Consider the following 17,234-nt stretch of genomic DNA (forward strand, 5'->3'; position numbering starts at 1 on the left):
AAAACGTGGGGTTTTGTCAGCAAGCTGCCCCGCCGGAGCAGGGACTTTTTTCATCGAACAGACGGTACCCGGGAGAAGGCGGGCCCACCGGGAGCGGGCCCTTGAAGCGCTGCTTACCCCATAAAAACCGTCAGGACTGAACGTCAGCCGGTCTTATTCGACGTGTTCGCCGTGCAGCACGACGTCGAGACCTTCGCGTTCTTCTTCTTCCGCCACGCGCAGACCCATCACGACGTCGATGATCTTCAACAGGACGAAGGTCACGACACCGCTGTAGATCACAGTCGTCAGCACGCCCTTGGCCTGGAGGATGAGGCTGCCGTCGGCGCCGCCGATATCCTTGACCGCGAACACGCCGGTCAGCAGGGCACCGACGATACCGCCGATACCGTGGACGCCGAACGCGTCGAGCGAGTCGTCATAGCCCATCTTCGACTTGAGCCACGTAGCCGCCCAGAAGCAGACCACGCCAGCGACCACACCGATCACGAGCGCTCCGATCGTACCGACGAAACCCGAAGCCGGCGTGATGGCGACCAGACCGGCCACCGCACCCGAAGCAATACCGAGCACCGACGGCTTGCCCTTGAAGATCCACTCGGCGAACATCCAGCCCAGTGCGGCGGCGGCGGTCGCGACTTGCGTCGTGAGCATCGCAAAACCGGCACGGCCGTCAGCGGCAACTGCCGAACCCGCGTTGAAGCCGAACCAGCCCACCCACAGCATGGCCGCACCGACCAGGGTCAGGATCAGGTTGTGCGGCGCCATCACTTCACGGCCGTAGCCGACGCGCTTGCCGAGCACCAGGCAGCAGACAAGGCCTGCCACACCGGCGTTAATGTGCACCACCGTGCCGCCCGCAAAGTCGAGGATACCCGCTGCGGCGAGCCAGCCCGTCGGTTCCCAGACCATGTGCGCGATCGGCGAGTAGACAATGATCGACCACAGCGACATGAAGACCAGCATCGACGAGAACTTCATCCGGTCAGCGAACGCACCGGTAATCAGCGCCGGCGTGATGATCGCGAAGGTCATCTGATAGACCATGTAGACCGATTCCGGAATCGTCGGCGCAAGGTGGCTCACCGTGAGCGTCGTCGCCTTGTCGCCCTTCACGTAGGCGAGGCCCTCGAGAAAGACGCGCGAGAAGCCGCCGATGAACGAGCCGCCGGGCGTGAACGCGATGCTGTAACCGACCACGACCCAGAGAATCGTGACCACACAGGTGATCGCGAAGCTTTGCATCAGGGTCGCGAGCACGTTCTTCTTCCGAACCATGCCGCCGTAGAACAGAGCCAGGCCCGGGATCGTCATGAACAGCACGAGCGCGGTCGAGGTCAGCATCCAGGCGGTGTCGCCCGAGTTGATCTTGGACGAGTCGACCATCGACGGCGCCGCCGGTGCGGCCGGGGCCGCGTCGGAAGCCGGTGCGGCGGCGGCGGCCGCTGGAGCACTTGCGTCGGAGCTGGCCGCCGCGGCCGGAGCGCTGGCATCGGCAGCCGGTGCACTGGCTGAATCGGCTGAAGCGGAAGCCGCGGCCGGAGCCGAAGCGTCGTCGGCGAGTGCCGATGTGACGCCCGCCCCCAGCAGCGAACCCGCCATCAAAAGGGTTAGCAGAAATTTGCGCATGGTCGGAATCCCCTGTTTCTTAGAGAGCATCCGCGCCGGTCTCGCCGGTGCGGATACGAATGACTTGTTCGATTGGCGTTACGAAGATCTTGCCGTCGCCGATCTTGCCCGTGCGCGCCGCGCGTTCGAGGGCTTCGATGGCCTGCTCGACGATATCGTCCGACACGGCGGCTTCGATCTTGACCTTGGGCAGGAAATCGACCACATACTCCGCGCCGCGATACAACTCTGTATGGCCCTTCTGACGGCCGAACCCTTTGACCTCGGTCACCGTAATGCCCGAGACCCCGATGCTGGATAGGGCCTCCCGCGCTTCATCGAGCTTGAACGGCTTGATGATTGCTGTAATCAATTTCATAGAAAACTCCGTCAAAGAGAGTGCGAAACGGATGGATGAGCCCATACCTCGCCGGCGGCCGGCGGAACCCGCACCAGCCAGCGCCGCCGCGCCGGGCCAGGGCTCGCTGTGCGACGATGCTGCACGCAAGAAGAGCATTGACGCTTCGCTTGCGCAGTTATTGGGTCAGCGTGTTACTTGATTATGATTCGACTCGCCGCCGTGCTGGCGCAGGTAACAGCAACCTCTGTGCCATGCCATACCCGCGGATCGGACAACTTTTCCGGGTGCTACGGCAAATGACTCATTTACAAGGGAATTACGGGGGTCGGCCAATCGTCTAACGCGCCCGCTCGGGTGCTGGATCGGGCCAGTCTTCGTGCTACAGTTGTTTGAATAGAGATCGGGCAACGGCCCGGCGCTTCGAAACCGGGCGCCAATGCACCATAAAGGAGCGTGCGGCAGCGCCGGCAAGGCGCACACCCGCAACGCGCACGACTGCTGTGCGCAAAGCCTCGAAGCGATGCATGCAATGGAGAATAGTAGATGAAACCGAACGAAGCATTCCAGGACATTCAGAACAAGATCGGCGAGATGTTCCGTAACTCGCCCGCGAAGGACGTCGAACGTAACGTGAAGGCGATGCTCACCCAAGGGTTCGCGAGGCTTGATCTCGTGACGCGCGAAGAATTCGACGTGCAGGCACAAGTGCTCGCGCGCACGCGCACCCGCCTCGAGGAACTCGAGCGGCGTGTCGCGATGCTCGAGCAACGCGCGTCCGCGCCGGAGGCGCCGTAACACCCGCCCCTTTTTCCGTCGTTTTCCTATGTCCCTGCCTGTCGCGGTCGTCAAAAGCCGCGCGCTGACGGCTGCGCGCGCGGTTGAAGTCACAGTCGAAGTCCACCTCGCCAACGGCTTGCCGTGCTTCGCGATTGTCGGGCTCGCCGACACCGAAGTCCGCGAAAGCCGCGAGCGTGTGCGCGCCGCGATCCAGAACTCGCGTTTCGAATTTCCCGCTCGCCGCATCACCGTTAATCTCGCGCCCGCAGACCTGCCGAAGGCCGCGGGACATTTCGATCTACCGATCGCGCTCGGCATCCTGATCGCGAGCGGCCAGTTGCCCGCGCACTGCGCGGGCGGTGCCGAGTTCGCGGGCGAACTCTCGCTGACCGGCGAACTCCGTGCGATGCGCGGCGCATTCGCCATTGCCTGCGGGATCGCGCAGAGTGCCGGCGCCGTCGGCGCGCAGCCGCGCCTGTTCGTGCCGGAGGCGAGCGCCGGCGAAGCCGCACTCGTCGAGGGCGTCGCGGTCTATGGTGCACCAACGCTCGCTGCGCTTTGCGCGCAGCTCGCCGGCTTGCCTGGCCACGAACTGCAACGGATCGAACCGCGACGTACGGCATCGGGCCACCCAGGCGGGGCGGGCTCGGACCATGCCGGGCATCCCGGACAGGGCGGCGCGGAATCTGGCCATGCCGGCGCTCAGGCCGGCGTTGAACGAAAGACCGGTGATACCCCTGACCTGGCCGATGTGATCGGTCAGGCCGCCAGCAAACGCGCGCTTGAAGTCGCGGCGGCGGGCGGCCATCATGTGTTGATGATTGGACCGCCGGGCTCCGGCAAATCGATGCTCGCCGCCCGCCTGCCAGGCATCCTGCCGCCAATAAGCGACGACGAGGCCTTGGCCTCTGCCGCGCTGCTCAGTGCAAGCCACTCGGGCTTCAATCCCGCGCATTGGCGCAGGCGACCGTTCCGGGCGCCGCAACATTCGGCCACCGCGGCGTCCCTGGTCGGCGGCGGCAATCCGCCGCAGCCCGGCGAGGTCTCGCTGGCTCATCATGGCGTGCTCTTTCTGATGAATTGCCCGAGTTCGAGCGGCGCGCGCTCGACATGCTTCGCGAACCACTCGAGACCGGCCATGTCTCGATCTCGCGCGCGGCACGGCATGCCGAATTTCCCGCGGTGTGCCAGCTCGTCGCCGCGATGAATCCCTGCCCGTGCGGCTGGCTCGGGGATCCCGGCGGCCGCTGCCGTTGTCCTGCGGAGGCCACCGCGCGCTACCAGCGCAAGCTTTCCGGCCCTCTGCTCGATCGTCTCGATATCCTGATCGAAGTCCCGGCCCTGTCGCCGGCCGAACTCACCGAACCGAGACTCCACGAAGCAGAACCAAGCTGTGCGGTCCGTGCGCGCGTTGGCGCTGCGAGGCATCGGCAGATTGCGCGCCAGGGCGTCGCCAACCGGTTGTTGAGCGCCCGGCAGGTCCACGAGGTTTGCGCGCTGGATGCCGACGGCACGCGCCTGCTCGAACGCGCCGGTGCGCGGCTCGGATGGTCAGCACGCGCTAACTTTCGTGTGTTGCGTGTGGCGCGGACGATCGCCGACCTTGCGGGCGAGGAGCGGCCGACTGCGCGGCATGTTGCCGAAGCCATCCAATACCGGCGCGCCTTGCGTAGCGATTGATCCAATATCGCACTTGTCAAGTCTTGACTTATGCACAATGTGTGAGCTGCCCCACATTGGGGACCGCTGGCCCGGCATAGTGCCCGGTCATTGCAGCCAAGTCCCTGATTTATATGAGAAGCACGAGGGTGCGCAGTTTCAAGGCAATCCGTCGGAAAGGGCCGCCCCGCGCGGCTTTCAGGCTGTCAGGGGGGCTTACCCACATAGTTATCCACAGGATCTGTGGATAGCCGGAATTAGGCTGAAGAATCCGGGGTTTAAGGCCGACATCTCGAAAATTTCTCCCGGGATCTAAGTAGGCAATCAGCCTGAATCTTCACACCGGGATTGGCGCTTCAATAGAGCCGAAGCGAATCGAGGAATTGCTCGACCTGTTCGGGGGGGATCGGCTTGTCGGCGATCACGACCGCCTGAACGACGCGCTGGCCGCGAATGGCAAAACGGGCCGATACCATCCGGTGCTCGGAACGACCGGCGACCTTGCCATCGCCCGACAGCGCTTCGCCGTCGACGAACTTGCCGTCCTCGGTCAGCGGGATCTGTATCTTCCGCGGCCTCATATCGATGCCGATATTCCGCGCGAGGCCGCTTTCGAGCAGGTCGAGGACGGCGCGTTGAAGCTTGGGATCGTCGCTGGGCAATTGCACGGCACCGACCGCGAACGTAGCATCGCCTGCCCGGGCAGCCTGCATCTGCATCTTGAGCTGGTGGCCCGCGATCGGCAGCATGCGTTCATCGAGCGTCGGCTTGGCGGGGTACATCACCGAAAACCGGCCATCGTCGTTCGTGATCGTGCGCCACTCGAACTTCGGAGAACAGCCAGCGAGCGCAGCCGAGGCGAGCAGCAAGATCATCAACCAACGGGTTGGGGTGCAACGGAACGGCAAAGACACGGGCATCGGACGAAGGCTCAGAGAGGGCGTTGGAACCGGATATTATCCGTCACGCGCGCCGGACTCTCTTTCCACTTTCCTTGCCGCGCGCCTTTCAACTCACCTGCCGCCCCACCGCATACGGGCCGCGCCGCTGCGCGGCTTCCCGACGCTCGAGGCCGAGCGCGGGGCCACGTTCGGCGCTACAATACTGGCCAATTTCCACCCTTACTCATCAGGCGTTGCCATGTCTCGTACTGCCTCCTCGAAGACACCGCTGATCGGCGCCGCGATCGCACTGGTCGCCGTGGTTATCGCGCTCGCGGGCTGGTTCGCGTTCAACTCATCCAAGCCGGTGCCCGCGGCCACGTTCACGCTGCTGTCCGGCGAGAAGATCTCGACCGATCAGCTCAAGGGCAAGGTCTACCTGATCAACTTCTGGGCGACCGACTGCACCACCTGCATCAAGGAAATGCCGCAGATGGTGAAGACGTATAACCAGTTCAAGGGCCAAGGTCTCGAATACATCGCCGTCGCGATGAACTACGATCCCCCCTCGTACGTCGTGAACTACGCCCAGACACGCGCGTTGCCGTTCAAAGTCGCGATGGACGACGGTTCCGCCGCGAAACAGTTCGGCAACGTGCAGCTCACGCCGACCACCTTCGTCATCGGCAAGGACGGCAAGATCCTCAAGCGCTACGTCGGCGAGCCCGAATACGCGGAACTCGACAAACTGCTCAAGGACGCGCTCGCGAAGCAGGTTTGAACACCGGGGTCCCGCGCGGGAAATCCCGCCGCGGCTGCCCGGTACGATCCGATGAACAAAAGCGCCCGGCAAGCTCATGCTTGTCGGGCGCTTTTGCGTCTGCCGTTGCCGCGTGGCGCGACCATTCTTCAATCCCCAAGCGCCATGCTCCTGAGGGCCGAGCTTCCTCGGATTGCCAGCAAAACGCCGACGTCCAATGACACATGGCCGACTTCCTTTCCGCCCCCGTCGAAGACGTCACGGCATCTCCATAAAGCTTCTGATGGATAGCACAAAGCGTTTTTAGGCATCTCATAGGATGCACTAATCGCAATACACTTTTATCGACCGAAATTATGGCCTATAGTGCATCCCATGGACATCACTAACCTCGATAAAGCATCCGATCAGAGGCCTAAATCCTCAAAACAGCCCCTTCCGCTGCCAGTCCAACGCGCCCTGCGGAAATTGGGCAACGATCTGGCTTTGGCGCGTCGTCGCCGGCATATGACGCAGGCCTCCGTTGCCGAGCGCATCGGTGCCTCCCGGCCCACGATCCAGCGCATGGAGCAAGGGGATCCGCGCGTGCCCATTCACTTCATCGCGAGGGCGATGTACCTATTCGGTGAAATCGATGCGATCAACGAGCTGATGGATACTGCCAGGGACGATATCGGGCTCACCCTGATGGACGCCCAGCTGCCACAACGAGTGCGCAACAGGAAAAAGGGCTCTGCACCCTCGGGCGCGCTATGAAACCGGCAGCAGTTCGGAAAGTCGACATCCGGAAACAGATCGATGTGTGCCTTGGACAGGTGGCAATTCCGAAAGGCAAGCTGACCTAGGCTTGTCGCAACAAGAACTCGATGATTTTGCGCCTGCCTTCGAGCATGCGGAACTCGAGGCTGCGAAGCGCTTGCTGGGTGCGTGAGGCCTGGCTGCTGCGAGAGCCCCCACCTTGAAGGTGGCTGATTGCCCGCGCTACCGGGCGGTAGCGCGGGCGAGTCCCGGGTCGGCCCCGAGGCTTGCGTCATTTCACCTCAAACCACGCCGGCCTCATGGGCCTGAACGTCCGCGTGATAGCTTGAACGGACCATCGCCCCGACTGCCGCATGCTCGAAGCCCATCTCGTAGGCGGCCACTTCATAGCGCTTGAACGTGTCCGGGTGAACGTATTCGCGCACGGGCAAGTGGTGTTCGGACGGCTGCAGGTATTGGCCAACCGTCAGCATGTCGACATCGTGCGCGCGCAGGTCGCGCATCACCTGGAGAATCTCTTCCTCGGTTTCGCCCAGGCCGACCATCAGGCCCGACTTGGTCGTCACATCCGGATGCGCGGCCTTGAAATTCTTCAGCAGCATCAGTGAATGCTGGTAGTCCGAACCCGGGCGCGCTTCCTTGTAGAGACGCGGCACGGTTTCGAGATTGTGGTTCATCACGTCCGGCGGCGCGGCGTTGAGGATCTCGAGCGCGCGGTCCATGCGGCCGCGGAAGTCTGGTGTCAGTATCTCGATGCGCGTCTGCGGCGACAGCTCCCGCGTGCGCTCGATACAGGCGACGAAATGCGCGGCGCCACCATCGCGCAGGTCGTCACGGTCGACACTCGTGATCACGACATACTTGAGTTTCAACGCGGCGATCGTGCGCGCCAGGTTCTCGGGCTCATTGACGTCGAGCGGATCGGGACGTCCATGGCCAACGTCGCAGAACGGGCAACGCCGCGTGCACTTGTCGCCCATGATCATGAAGGTCGCCGTGCCCTTGCCGAAGCACTCGCCGATATTCGGGCAGCTCGCTTCCTCGCAGACCGTATGGAGATTGTGCTCCCGCAGAATGGTCTTGATCTCGTTGAAACGCGAACTTCCCGTGGCAGCCTTCACACGGATCCAGTCGGGTTTCTTGAGTTTTTCAGCAGGGACGATCTTGATCGGAATGCGGGCGGTCTTGGCCTGCGATTTCTGTTTGGCCGTCGCGTCGTACGGTGCCGGCGAAACGTCCGTCGGATTCTGCGCGGCGGTGCCGGGAGCTGGGGTAGTCATGTCGATTCCAATTAAAGGCTCGAACGGAACGCTTCATCCCGATCGAGAAAGACCCTGCGGGACGCTTCGTCCATCAAGGCCCCTCACGCCGCCAATGCGGCATTCCGATCGCCGATCGAGGCGATCAGGTGTTCAGCGAGTGTCTGCGCGGCCTCGGCCCAGGACGCCCGGCTACCGAGCGCGGCCATGTCCACGGTACGCAGCCCCGCATAGCCGCAAGGGTTGATGCCGTCGAACGGCCTCAAGTCCATCGCGACGTTCAGGCTGACCCCATGATAGCTGCAGCCGTTGCGGATCTTCAGGCCCAGCGCGGCCACCTTGGCCCCCGCCAAGGGCCCATCGGGAACATAGATTCCCGGTGCGCCCGCCTTCCGAATACCGGCCAGATTATACGCCGCGAGCGTATCGATCACCGCCTGCTCGATCCGGTGGACCAGTTCGCGAACCATCAGTTTGCGGCGCCGCAGGTCGAACAGGACGTAGGCCACCACCTGGCCCGGACCGTGATAGGTGATCTGCCCGCCGCGGTCGACACGCACGAGAGGAATCTCGGGATCGGGCGCGAGCAGATGCCCGGGATCGCCCGCCAGGCCCAGCGTATAGACAGGGGGATGTTCGACGAGCCAGATTTCGTCTGGCGTGCTCGCGCTGCGCGCCTCGGTGAATGCGCGCATCGCGTCGAAACTGATCGGGTAGGGCTCAAGGCCGCGCCAGCGTGCGGTTACGGCGGGGGTGACCGACGTATTAGCAGATGCGAGGCGGGATTCGACAAGCGTTTCGTCCATGATGGACGCAGTTTACTCAAAAGCAGCCCACTTCACCGGAAACTCGCGGCCAGCTTCATCGGCTCCGAACGTCGGCGAACGCTCCAGATATCGACTTCGCAACGCCGCCCCGCCCCGCCCCGCCCACCCCACCCCGCTCTGCTCTGCACCGCGGGGCTGCCCTGCTCTATTTGCCTTAGTCTGCTCGCGCGCCCGAGCCGCCGGAGCTGCTCGACCTGTCTTCAACCGATCCGCATGCCAAGCTTGGAACCGCTGAAGACCACAGCCTGTGCATACGCCAGCCAGTCGCCCACCCAGTCTGCAAGCCTTCCGCGCATACCGCCCTTGAGCGTCACCATCAGCCGGGCCGGGCGAGGTCCGTCGACGCTGAGCCACAGGGTCTCGCTCGGGCGCAGCGCCAGCGTGTCGCCGTCGTGCAGGAAATAGTCGGCTTGGTCGTTGCTGCGTGTGACCCAAAGCCGCTCGCCGCAGACCCGCAAAGCCTCGCCGCGCCGCACCTGGATGCCAATCCGCTCGCCGGCCGCAAGTTCGAATGCTACTGTTGAGTAAATCTCGTTCATGATGGGCTCCATCTCGTATTCGACTGCCATGGAACCTATGATAGAAGCGAAGGCACAAAACGCTTAACGAGAAAAACTCGATTGATAGATGAGCCAAACTAACCTATGCAAGCCCCGCTGCGACGCCTGCCCAACCTGAGCGCCCTGCGTGCTTTCGAGGCCGCGGCGCGCCACCAGAGTTTTGCGCGCGCGGCGGCCGAGCTGTTCGTCACGCACAGCGCGATCAGCCATCAGATCAAGGGATTGGAAAATGAACTCGGGGTGAGCCTGTTCGCCCGGGTCGGGCGGCGCGTCGTGTTGACGGAACTCGGTAGCGAATATGCCGAGCAGATCAACTCGGCGTTCGTGCGCATCGCACAGGCCACGCAGGGCTTGTCGAAAGACGTACGGGAACGCCGGCTCGTGCTCACGACGATCCCGTCTTTCGCGGCACGCTGGCTGGCGCCGCGGATCGGCCGCTTCATGATCGCGCACCCGGAACTCGACGTCGAACTGCGCTCGTCAACCGAGCTTGTCGATCTCGATCAGTCGGAGGTCGATGTCGCGATACGTTTCGGCACCGGCGCCTACCCCGGTCTGCATGTCGAGAATCTCATGCATGAGACGTTCTTCGTTGTCTGCAGCCCAAGCTTCAATGGCGGCGTCCAGCCCACGACGCCCGCCGAGCTGCCCTCGTTCCCGTTGCTACGCTCAGATAATGAACGCTGGCGCATCTGGCTCGATGCGGCAGGCCTGCGCGATGCGCCGGAGCCCGCCCGGGGCCCGATCTACGAGGATTCGTCACTCTTGCTCGAGGCTGCCATCGGGGGTCAGGGCATCGCGCTGGTCCGCTCCTCGCTCGCCGCGGACCCGCTCGCGGCCGGCCGGCTCGTTCGACTATTCGCGAATATCGTCACGCCTTCGCCTTGGAGCTACTTCCTGGTGAGTTCGAAGGCGAAAGTCCAGCGCCCGGCAGTGCGGGCGTTTCGCGACTGGGTCCTCGCCGAGGCGCAGGCGTTCACGGCCGGCACCTGACGAAGATGGCTACATGACGACCGACACCATCGGATGCGCCGAGAGCGCCCGATAGATGTCGTCGAGCTGCGCCCGGCTGAGCGCACGCACGGTGCAGGTCAGGCCGATATAGTTGCCGCCGCTCGAAGGGCGGGTTTCGATGCGGCCACTGTGAAAGCCATCGTCGAATTTCTGGATGACGAGCACGACTGTGTCGGCGAATTCGGGGTGCGACTTCCCCATCACCTTGATCGGGAAATCACACGGAAATTCGAAGACGGAGTCATCGGAGGAGGAAGTCATATCGATTTCGGTTCCTTGTCTGTCCCTGCCGGGCGCGACTCGCGTGCCTACTTCTTCTTGTTGAACGACAGCATGGCCGAGTCCCACAGGCGGCCAAGCAACCCGGCCTGCGGCACGGCTTCGAGCGCGACGAGCGGGAAGGAGGTGAGGTCCTTGCCGTCCATCTGCACCTTGATCGTCCCGACCGACTGGCCGGCGGCAAGCGGTGCGAGCAGCGGATCGGTGCGTTCGACCACCGGCTTCATCTTGTCCGCGGCCCCCTTCGGTACGGTGATCAGCGGATTCGCATTGACGCCGAGCGTGACCGAGGACTTCGCCCCCTTGTAGATGCGCGCGGTCTCGATGACCTGACCCGGCTTGTAGAAGCGCACCATGTCATAGGCCTGATACCCATAGTTGAGCATCTTCAGGCTGTCCTGCACGCGGTCCGATTCCTTCGTCTCACCCATCATCACGACTACGAGGCGGCGCTCGACGTCAGGCGAAGAGGGCAAGGGGCGCTTGGCCGACGCGATCAGACAGTAGCCCGCGGCCTGGGTATGTCCGGTCTTGAGGCCGTCGACGGTCGAGTCGAGCCACAACAGGCGGTTGCGGTTCGGCTGCTTGATCTTGTTGTACGTGAAATCGCGAATCGAAAAAATCGAGTAGTAGTCGGGGAAATCACGAATCAGCCGCGCCGACACGATCGCGAGATCGCCCGCCGTCGTGTAGTGATTCGGATCGGGCATCCCGTTCACATCCGCAAAATGTGTATGCGTCATGCCGAGCTTCTGCGCTTGGGCATTCATCATTTCGACGAAGTGACTCTCGCTGCCGCCGACCAGTTCGGCGAGCGCGATTGCCGCATCGTTGCCCGACTGGATGATCATGCCGTAGACGAGGTCGTGCACCGTCACGGGCTTGTCGGCCTCGATGAACATCCGCGATTCGTCATGGCCGACCCGGCGAATTGCCTCGCTCGGCACCACCGACTGCTCCATCGAGATCTTCTTCGTCTTGAGCGCGTCGAAAACCAGATAGGCCGTCATCAGCTTGGTCAGCGAGGCGGGCTCGACGCGCTCGTCGGCATTGCCCGAAGCGAGCGTCTGGTTGGTCGTGGCATCGACCAGCACCCAGGAACGCGCGCTCACGGCGGGCGGAGGCACCTGTGCCTGCGCGAACTGCGCGCTCAGCGGCAGCAGCGCGACGAATGCCAGGGCTCGCGAGGCACGCTGAAACACGTTCGAGGCACGCAGGGAGCGAACAGGGTTCGCGGCAAAAGCCATCGGACGAGCGACCCCGGAGACCGCGGCGCGAGCCGCGTCAGGAATCGCGACAGTGGAGGGTACGGAAGTCGTCAAGGAAGTTGAAAAGCGGCGACGGGCGGTGAAGCGGCTCGAAAACGATACGAAGGCAGGAAAGCGCATAGGGTCTGGGTGAGCTGAATTTCGGCAGTTCGGAGGGGCGACACAACACAGGCCAACGCGCGGGCCGTCGCGGCAGCAACGGTACCTGCGCGCATGGATGCCGGCGAGCGGTCCGGAATCCTGCGGCGGCGAAGCATGCGGCACGGGTCGACAAACCCGCCGTGACGCAAAATCCGCTCGATTATACGCGCCAGGAATCCGTGATTATCCGGCGCAGGATATGAAGTTTGCGATGAAAGAAGTGCTCGGCACCGGGGATCACCGTCACCGGGAGCTCCTGCGGGGCGGCCCAGTCGTACACCGCCTGGATGGGTACGGTCTCGTCCAGGTTGCCATGGATCACGATCGTGTCAGCCGGCACATTCGCCACCTCCCACTTGCTTGCGGCAGTGCCGACCAGCACGAGCCGTTGTGCAGGCGTGCCTGCGGCTTCGAGCCGCTCGGCGACATGCGAGAGCACATAGGTACCGAACGAAAAGCCCGCCAGTACAAAGGGCTGGCCGCGATACCCCCGCGTGCCGCGCAAATGGTCGAGCACCGCAAGCAGGTCGTCCTGCTCGCCGACGCCGTTGTCGTGCACGCCCTCGGTCTGGCCCACACCGCGAAAATTCGACCGGATCACGACGTAGCCGAGTTGCACGAGCGTGCGCGCGAGGGTCTGCGCGACCTTGTTGTCCATGGTGCCGCCAAAGAGCGGATGCGGGTGCGCGACCAGCGCGATACCGCGCGGCGCGGCACCCTGCTCGCGCACGGCGTCCGGCAAGTCGAGCGCGACTTCGATCTTCCCGACCGGTCCGTCGATCAGATATTTCTCAGTATGCACATTCATCGCAGCGAGCCTCGTCAGTTGCGATCGATCAGCAGCCGCTCGACGACTTTGCCTTCGACAAGATGTGAATCGATGATTTCGTCGATGTCGGTCTCGTCGACATAGGTGTACCACGTGCCCTGCGGATAGATCACGACGACCGGCCCTTCCTCACAGCGGTCGAGGCAGCCCGACTTGTTGATGCGCACCTTGCCCGGCCCCGCGAGGCCGAGTTTCTTCACGCGCTTTTTCGCATACTCCTGCATCGCTTCCGAGCCGCAGTTCGCGCAACTCGGACGATCGCCCGTCTCGCGTCGATTCAGGCAGAAAAATACGTGATGTTCAAAAAACGAAGCCATGATTTTGAGGACCACTCGAAATGTACCGCCACTGCATGTGCATCGATTCCGTATCGACATCTGCATCCATCGTGGCAACACGATTGCCGCGCCGCCCGAGTGGCGGCGCGGCAATCACCTATAGATTTTGCGCGGCAAGCCACGCAAGCAACTGGCCGATCGCCGAATCGCTTGCGAGCGACAGCGCATGCGCGCCGCCGGCCGCGTCCGCCGAGGCGGAGGGCGAGGTCGCGACGAACGACTGCTGCGCGATCAGCGTACTGCCGCGCAACAAAGTCGCGCGTAGGCGGATCACGCCCTGGCTCACGCCGGGCTTGTCGAACACCTGCGTAAATTCGTCGAGATCGACCTTGAGCACAGGCACGGCGGGCCCGCCGTCACTGCTGTCGAGCACGTGCCCCCGCCGGGCGATCTGGTCGCGCAGGCGCGCGGTCAGCAACTGCGGCGGCGGTTCCGTCCAGCGGCTGCTCGCATAGACGTGCATCTGGTGATCATCGGCATAGCGCAACCGGTACTGGAACGTGTCGCTGCTCAATGCGGGAGGTGCCGCGACAGGACTCACACGGATCGCCACCGCTAGCCGAACGGGCGGCGTGCCGCCCTCGTCGGGCAAGGCACCGAAGTCATAGCGCGCCAGCGCGGCCGCGGTCCGCCCACCGCCGCCGGCCGAGCATCCGGACAGTGCGGCAAGCGCGGTCAGTGCGGCGAGCGCGAGCGACATCAGCCGGAACGAAAGGGACATCTTGCGTCGCATGGTCAGCATCCTTGTCCGCTGGTTTTCAAACGTCGATTTCCGCGCATCGCGGCCTCATTTTCCATCGGTTGCCGCGGGCCACGCAAAACCCGCCTCGCCGGGGCCGGGCTTCGGCGTCGGCTGACCGAACAGCAGGCCGCGCGGATTGCTCGACAACTGGTCCGCCGCGCGATTGAATGACTGCGTCGCCGCGCGAATATCGTCCGACAGCGAAGAGACCCGCGGCAGGGTTTCGTAGTTCAAGGATGCAGTGATCGCCTGCATCGAATCCGACAGCTGCGTCACCGCGGTCCCCGCCTTGTTCGCGGCTTCGCCGACCTTGTTGAGGTTCGACATCAGCGGGCCGTTCGGATTGTTCAGGTTGAACGCCAACGCATGCACCGAATCGAGGGTCCGATCCAGTTTGCCGATCGTCTGGGGCAGGCGGGCCACCACCGGGTTGGCGTTCTTTGCGAGCAGGGCGATGTTGTCGGCCGCATGCTGGATGCTCCGGCTCGTCTGCAGCAGTTGTTGGCGCGTCTGCTCGCCGACTAGCTGGTTCAGCGAGACGGTGACCTGCTCCATCTGCTTGATCATCGCTTCACCGCGTTTCTGCATGATGTCGAGCAGACCCGGCTGCAGCGAGAGTTGCGCGACCTTGCTCTCGCTCGACGGTAGTGGCGTCGGATCGGCTCCCGTGTCGTCGAGCTGCACGAAGCCGAGCCCGGTCACGCCCTGGTAGCCAAGTGTCGCGAAGGTCGAATGCGTCATCGGCGTATCGGGGTTGACCGCGATACGGACCATGATGACGCCTGGGTTCTTGGGGTCGAACTGGATCGAGCGGACCTTGCCGACCGGAATGCCGCGATAGCGGACGATCGAGTCGGGATTCAGCCCGGTCACGCTGGCCTTCGCGACAAGGTCGTAGGGCACGCGCACCGCGCGGTCGTGGTTGAACCACGCGAGCACCAGCACGACGATCGCGAGCAGGCCCAGCGTGAAGGCCCCGGCCCAGAATGCATGTGATTTGTTTTCCATGACTTGCTGTCTCCCTAGCGCGCGATATCGGCGGGTACCGGCGCGAGCGCCGCGTCCGGCAAGCGCGCGCGCCGCTCCGGCGGCAACGCCTGGAGCGCACGCCGGCCACGCGCCCCGAGGAAGTATTCGTGAATGAACGGGTGGTCGATGCCCGCGACCGTCTCGAGCGGCGCATTGATGATGATCTTGCGGTCGGCGAGCACGGCAACCCGCGTCGAGAGCGAGGTCATCGTATCGAGGTCGTGCGTGACCATCACGACCGTCAGATCGAGCGCGCGGCGCAGGCTTGCGATCAGATCGACGAACTCTTCCGATGCCTGCGGATCGAGCCCGGCCGTCGGCTCGTCGAGAAACAGCAACTCGGGCTCGAGCGCGATCGCACGCGCAATCCCGACGCGCTTGATCATGCCGCCCGACAAGGCGGCGGGCATCTTCGTCGCATGGCGCGTGGACAGTCCGACCATTTCGATCTTCAGCATGACGAGGTCATGCAGCAGGTCGGGGGGAACGTGGCCAAGTTCACGAATCGGCTGCGCGATGTTGTCGAATACGCTCATCGCCGAGAACAGCGCGCCGCGCTGGAACAACATCCCCGAGCGCGCGCGGATCAGCCGCGCGTCGCGGCCCGAGACCTTCGAGAGATCGTGACCGAGTACCCGGATCGTACCGGCAGTCGGCGCCTCGAGTCCGAGGATCTGGCGCACGAGTACCGTCTTGCCCGCCCCCGAACCGCCGACCAGCGAGATCACCTCACCATGCTGGACTTCGAAATCGAGATCTTCGTGCACGACCGCGGAGCCATAACGCTTGAGCAGGCCGCGCACCTCGATCGCGGGCGGAGCATTCAAGCCGGCGCCGCCTGTGGTACGCGGACCGTTCATGCTGGCGCCGGCTGTGTTGCGCAGCGTGCTCGCGGACGCGACCGTGGCGCCGGGCCGGTTTCCCTGGTTGCGGCCGGCCGCGCGCGACGATGCATCGCGCATGGCGTCGCCCAGCCTGGAATCGAGAGGAGAGTTCATCGCAGCCCCACCCGCTGGAACATGATCGCAAACACCGCATCGGCAAGAATCACGACCGTGATCGAGGCAACGACCGAGGCGGTGGTGCCCGCGCCGAGGCTCTGCGAATTCGGCTTGATCCGGAAGCCGAAATGGCAGCCGGTCAACGCGATAAGCATGCCGAACACCACGCCCTTGAGCAGACCGATCCAGACGTTGCGGATCGGCACGACATTGGGCAACTGGTGCAGGAACAGGCTCATATCGATATCCAGCGCGAAGTGCGCGGCGACGGCACCGCCGAACAAGGCAATGATATCGGTCCAGATGATCAACAGGGGCATCGCGATCGCAAGCGCGATCACGCGTGGGAACACCAGGCGCAGACTGTGCGGGATGCCCATCACCTGCATCGCGTCGAGCTCCTCGGTCACGCGCATCACGCCGATCTGCGCGGTGATGGCCGAACCCGAGCGCCCCGCGACCAGAATCGCGGCGAGCACCGGGCCGAGTTCGCGGATGATCGTGAGGCCGAGCACGTTCACGATATAGGTGCTCGCGCCGAACAAGCGTAATTGTTGCGATGACAAATAGCTCAGCACGATGCCGATCAGGAAGCCGACCAGCGCCGTAATCGGCAGCGCACGCGTTCCCGCTGTGAAGACGTTCGCCGAGATCTCGCGCCAGGGCACCTTGCGGCGACCGGCCAGCACGCGCGCACAGTCGAGCATGAACTCGCCGAACAGCGCGATGCCGTCGGTCATGTGATGCAGGAACTTGAAGATCGACAGGCCGAGACCCGTCACAGGGCCGATCTGCTCGGGTTTGTCCGGACGCTCGAATTGCGCATCGAGCGCGGCAATCCGGTCGAAGATCTGGCGCTGCATGTCGGTGAGCCGAATGATGTCGGGCCACTGCCTGCCCCAGGCGTGCCATAGCGCCTGGCCGCCCGCATGGTCGAGACGCTCGATCGCGCTCAGGTCCCATTCATGTCCGTTCGCCTGATCGAACCGGCGCAGTTTCTTCGATACCCCGCCGCGCTGCTGGTCAATCGCGAGTGCGAGCGCGGTCCACTGGCCCGACAGGCGCACGATCGGACCGTCGGCGCCGGTGTCGATCTGCAGTTGCGGAGGAGTATCGAATTCCAATGGGCTCGCCAATGATCG

At 63.8% G+C, this 17,234-nt stretch carries 18 protein-coding genes and 1 pseudogene; 5 read left to right on the forward strand and 14 right to left on the reverse strand.

From position 1 onward, the window contains the following. Positions 1 to 153: 153 nt before the first annotated feature. Together HV670_RS13120 and HV670_RS13125 are read right to left on the reverse strand one after the other, a co-directional pair. Entirely contained in the window at positions 154 to 1,629 is a 1,476-nt protein-coding gene (locus HV670_RS13120; RefSeq protein WP_175105220.1) for an ammonium transporter, read from the reverse strand. Between the two features lie 19 nt (positions 1,630 to 1,648). Next, positions 1,649 to 1,987, reverse strand: coding sequence for a P-II family nitrogen regulator (locus tag HV670_RS13125; protein ID WP_121082910.1), 339 nt, complete (start codon positions 1,985 to 1,987; stop codon positions 1,649 to 1,651). 525 nt (positions 1,988 to 2,512) lie between these two features. Here HV670_RS13125 and HV670_RS13130 point away from each other — a divergent pair. Both HV670_RS13130 and HV670_RS13135 read left to right on the forward strand, forming a co-directional pair. Next, positions 2,513 to 2,764: an accessory factor UbiK family protein gene (locus HV670_RS13130; RefSeq protein WP_175105221.1), complete on the forward strand. Its 252-nt coding sequence runs from the start codon at positions 2,513 to 2,515 to the stop codon at positions 2,762 to 2,764. Positions 2,765 to 2,798: 34 nt separating this feature from the next. Beyond that, positions 2,799 to 4,426: pseudogene (locus HV670_RS13135) on the forward strand (YifB family Mg chelatase-like AAA ATPase). A gap of 335 nt (positions 4,427 to 4,761) precedes the next feature. Here HV670_RS13135 and HV670_RS13140 read toward each other — a convergent pair. Then, positions 4,762 to 5,280, reverse strand: coding sequence for a hypothetical protein (locus HV670_RS13140; protein ID WP_175105222.1), 519 nt, complete (start codon positions 5,278 to 5,280; stop codon positions 4,762 to 4,764). A gap of 265 nt (positions 5,281 to 5,545) precedes the next feature. Between HV670_RS13140 and HV670_RS13145 the strand changes: the two genes are divergently transcribed. Together HV670_RS13145 and HV670_RS13150 are read left to right on the forward strand one after the other, a co-directional pair. Continuing rightward, the gene (locus HV670_RS13145; protein WP_175105223.1) at positions 5,546 to 6,067 is read left to right on the forward strand and encodes a TlpA family protein disulfide reductase; all 522 of its coding nucleotides are present in this window, start codon (positions 5,546 to 5,548) and stop codon (positions 6,065 to 6,067) included. A gap of 354 nt (positions 6,068 to 6,421) precedes the next feature. Beyond that, positions 6,422 to 6,802: a helix-turn-helix transcriptional regulator gene (locus HV670_RS13150; RefSeq protein ID WP_175105224.1), complete on the forward strand. Its 381-nt coding sequence runs from the start codon at positions 6,422 to 6,424 to the stop codon at positions 6,800 to 6,802. A 284-nt stretch (positions 6,803 to 7,086) separates the two neighbouring features. Here the strand turns inward: HV670_RS13150 and lipA are convergent, their stop codons facing one another. The 3 genes from lipA to HV670_RS13165 form a co-directional block, all read right to left on the reverse strand. Continuing rightward, positions 7,087 to 8,085 (reverse strand): lipoyl synthase, encoded by a 999-nt coding sequence (gene lipA / locus HV670_RS13155; protein ID WP_175105225.1) that lies wholly within the window; start codon positions 8,083 to 8,085, stop codon positions 7,087 to 7,089. 83 nt (positions 8,086 to 8,168) lie between these two features. Then, positions 8,169 to 8,870: a lipoyl(octanoyl) transferase LipB gene (lipB, locus tag HV670_RS13160; protein WP_175105226.1), complete on the reverse strand. Its 702-nt coding sequence runs from the start codon at positions 8,868 to 8,870 to the stop codon at positions 8,169 to 8,171. A gap of 221 nt (positions 8,871 to 9,091) precedes the next feature. After that, positions 9,092 to 9,430, reverse strand: a complete 339-nt coding sequence (locus HV670_RS13165; RefSeq protein WP_246257334.1) for a DUF2917 domain-containing protein — start codon at positions 9,428 to 9,430, stop codon at positions 9,092 to 9,094. A 105-nt stretch (positions 9,431 to 9,535) separates the two neighbouring features. Between HV670_RS13165 and HV670_RS13170 the strand changes: the two genes are divergently transcribed. Continuing rightward, a complete protein-coding gene (locus tag HV670_RS13170; RefSeq protein ID WP_175105227.1) occupies positions 9,536 to 10,444 on the forward strand; it encodes a transcriptional regulator GcvA in 909 nt (302 codons plus the stop codon). A gap of 9 nt (positions 10,445 to 10,453) precedes the next feature. Here the strand turns inward: HV670_RS13170 and HV670_RS13175 are convergent, their stop codons facing one another. The 8 genes from HV670_RS13175 to HV670_RS13210 form a co-directional block, all read right to left on the reverse strand. Continuing rightward, the gene (locus HV670_RS13175; RefSeq protein ID WP_175105228.1) at positions 10,454 to 10,726 is read right to left on the reverse strand and encodes a DUF493 family protein; all 273 of its coding nucleotides are present in this window, start codon (positions 10,724 to 10,726) and stop codon (positions 10,454 to 10,456) included. 47 nt (positions 10,727 to 10,773) lie between these two features. After that, entirely contained in the window at positions 10,774 to 11,991 is a 1,218-nt protein-coding gene (locus HV670_RS13180; protein ID WP_175105229.1) for a D-alanyl-D-alanine carboxypeptidase family protein, read from the reverse strand. A 322-nt stretch (positions 11,992 to 12,313) separates the two neighbouring features. Next, complete coding sequence (locus HV670_RS13185) at positions 12,314 to 12,961, reverse strand: alpha/beta hydrolase (RefSeq protein WP_175105230.1); 648 nt, start codon at positions 12,959 to 12,961, stop codon at positions 12,314 to 12,316. A gap of 14 nt (positions 12,962 to 12,975) precedes the next feature. Continuing rightward, the gene (locus tag HV670_RS13190; RefSeq protein WP_175105231.1) at positions 12,976 to 13,299 is read right to left on the reverse strand and encodes a (2Fe-2S) ferredoxin domain-containing protein; all 324 of its coding nucleotides are present in this window, start codon (positions 13,297 to 13,299) and stop codon (positions 12,976 to 12,978) included. Between the two features lie 118 nt (positions 13,300 to 13,417). Next, the gene (locus HV670_RS13195) at positions 13,418 to 14,053 is read right to left on the reverse strand and encodes an ABC-type transport auxiliary lipoprotein family protein (RefSeq protein ID WP_246257337.1); all 636 of its coding nucleotides are present in this window, start codon (positions 14,051 to 14,053) and stop codon (positions 13,418 to 13,420) included. Positions 14,054 to 14,107: 54 nt separating this feature from the next. Continuing rightward, positions 14,108 to 15,070, reverse strand: a complete 963-nt coding sequence (locus HV670_RS13200) for an MlaD family protein (RefSeq protein WP_175105233.1) — start codon at positions 15,068 to 15,070, stop codon at positions 14,108 to 14,110. A gap of 14 nt (positions 15,071 to 15,084) precedes the next feature. Next, on the reverse strand, positions 15,085 to 15,951 hold the full coding sequence (locus HV670_RS13205) for an ABC transporter ATP-binding protein (protein ID WP_246257363.1): 867 nt from the start codon (positions 15,949 to 15,951) through the stop codon (positions 15,085 to 15,087). Between the two features lie 134 nt (positions 15,952 to 16,085). Continuing rightward, complete coding sequence (locus tag HV670_RS13210; protein WP_175105234.1) at positions 16,086 to 17,216, reverse strand: MlaE family ABC transporter permease; 1,131 nt, start codon at positions 17,214 to 17,216, stop codon at positions 16,086 to 16,088. Positions 17,217 to 17,234: the final 18 nt, after the last annotated feature.

Source organism: Pararobbsia alpina, assembly GCF_902859895.1.
Classification (GTDB): Bacteria; Pseudomonadota; Gammaproteobacteria; order Burkholderiales; family Burkholderiaceae; genus Pararobbsia; species Pararobbsia alpina.

What these genes read in the sequence shown, in the direction of transcription:
- lipB (WP_175105226.1), bottom strand. Translation starts at nt 8,870, where the DNA reads ATGGACGAAACGCTTGTCGAATCCCGCCTCGCATCTGCTAATACGTCG.
- HV670_RS13170 (WP_175105227.1), top strand. Translation starts at nt 9,536, where the DNA reads ATGCAAGCCCCGCTGCGACGCCTGCCCAACCTGAGCGCCCTGCGTGCT.
- HV670_RS13150 (WP_175105224.1), top strand. Translation starts at nt 6,422, where the DNA reads ATGGACATCACTAACCTCGATAAAGCATCCGATCAGAGGCCTAAATCC.
- HV670_RS13175 (WP_175105228.1), bottom strand. Translation starts at nt 10,726, where the DNA reads ATGACTTCCTCCTCCGATGACTCCGTCTTCGAATTTCCGTGTGATTTC.
- HV670_RS13205 (WP_246257363.1), bottom strand. Translation starts at nt 15,951, where the DNA reads ATGAACGGTCCGCGTACCACAGGCGGCGCCGGCTTGAATGCTCCGCCC.
- HV670_RS13125 (WP_121082910.1), bottom strand. Translation starts at nt 1,987, where the DNA reads ATGAAATTGATTACAGCAATCATCAAGCCGTTCAAGCTCGATGAAGCG.
- HV670_RS13140 (WP_175105222.1), bottom strand. Translation starts at nt 5,280, where the DNA reads ATGATCTTGCTGCTCGCCTCGGCTGCGCTCGCTGGCTGTTCTCCGAAG.
- lipA (WP_175105225.1), bottom strand. Translation starts at nt 8,085, where the DNA reads ATGACTACCCCAGCTCCCGGCACCGCCGCGCAGAATCCGACGGACGTT.
- HV670_RS13195 (WP_246257337.1), bottom strand. Translation starts at nt 14,053, where the DNA reads ATGCGACGCAAGATGTCCCTTTCGTTCCGGCTGATGTCGCTCGCGCTC.
- HV670_RS13130 (WP_175105221.1), top strand. Translation starts at nt 2,513, where the DNA reads ATGAAACCGAACGAAGCATTCCAGGACATTCAGAACAAGATCGGCGAG.
- HV670_RS13190 (WP_175105231.1), bottom strand. Translation starts at nt 13,299, where the DNA reads ATGGCTTCGTTTTTTGAACATCACGTATTTTTCTGCCTGAATCGACGC.
- HV670_RS13200 (WP_175105233.1), bottom strand. Translation starts at nt 15,070, where the DNA reads ATGGAAAACAAATCACATGCATTCTGGGCCGGGGCCTTCACGCTGGGC.
- HV670_RS13120 (WP_175105220.1), bottom strand. Translation starts at nt 1,629, where the DNA reads ATGCGCAAATTTCTGCTAACCCTTTTGATGGCGGGTTCGCTGCTGGGG.
- HV670_RS13180 (WP_175105229.1), bottom strand. Translation starts at nt 11,991, where the DNA reads ATGGCTTTTGCCGCGAACCCTGTTCGCTCCCTGCGTGCCTCGAACGTG.
- HV670_RS13145 (WP_175105223.1), top strand. Translation starts at nt 5,546, where the DNA reads ATGTCTCGTACTGCCTCCTCGAAGACACCGCTGATCGGCGCCGCGATC.
- HV670_RS13165 (WP_246257334.1), bottom strand. Translation starts at nt 9,430, where the DNA reads ATGAACGAGATTTACTCAACAGTAGCATTCGAACTTGCGGCCGGCGAG.
- HV670_RS13185 (WP_175105230.1), bottom strand. Translation starts at nt 12,961, where the DNA reads ATGAATGTGCATACTGAGAAATATCTGATCGACGGACCGGTCGGGAAG.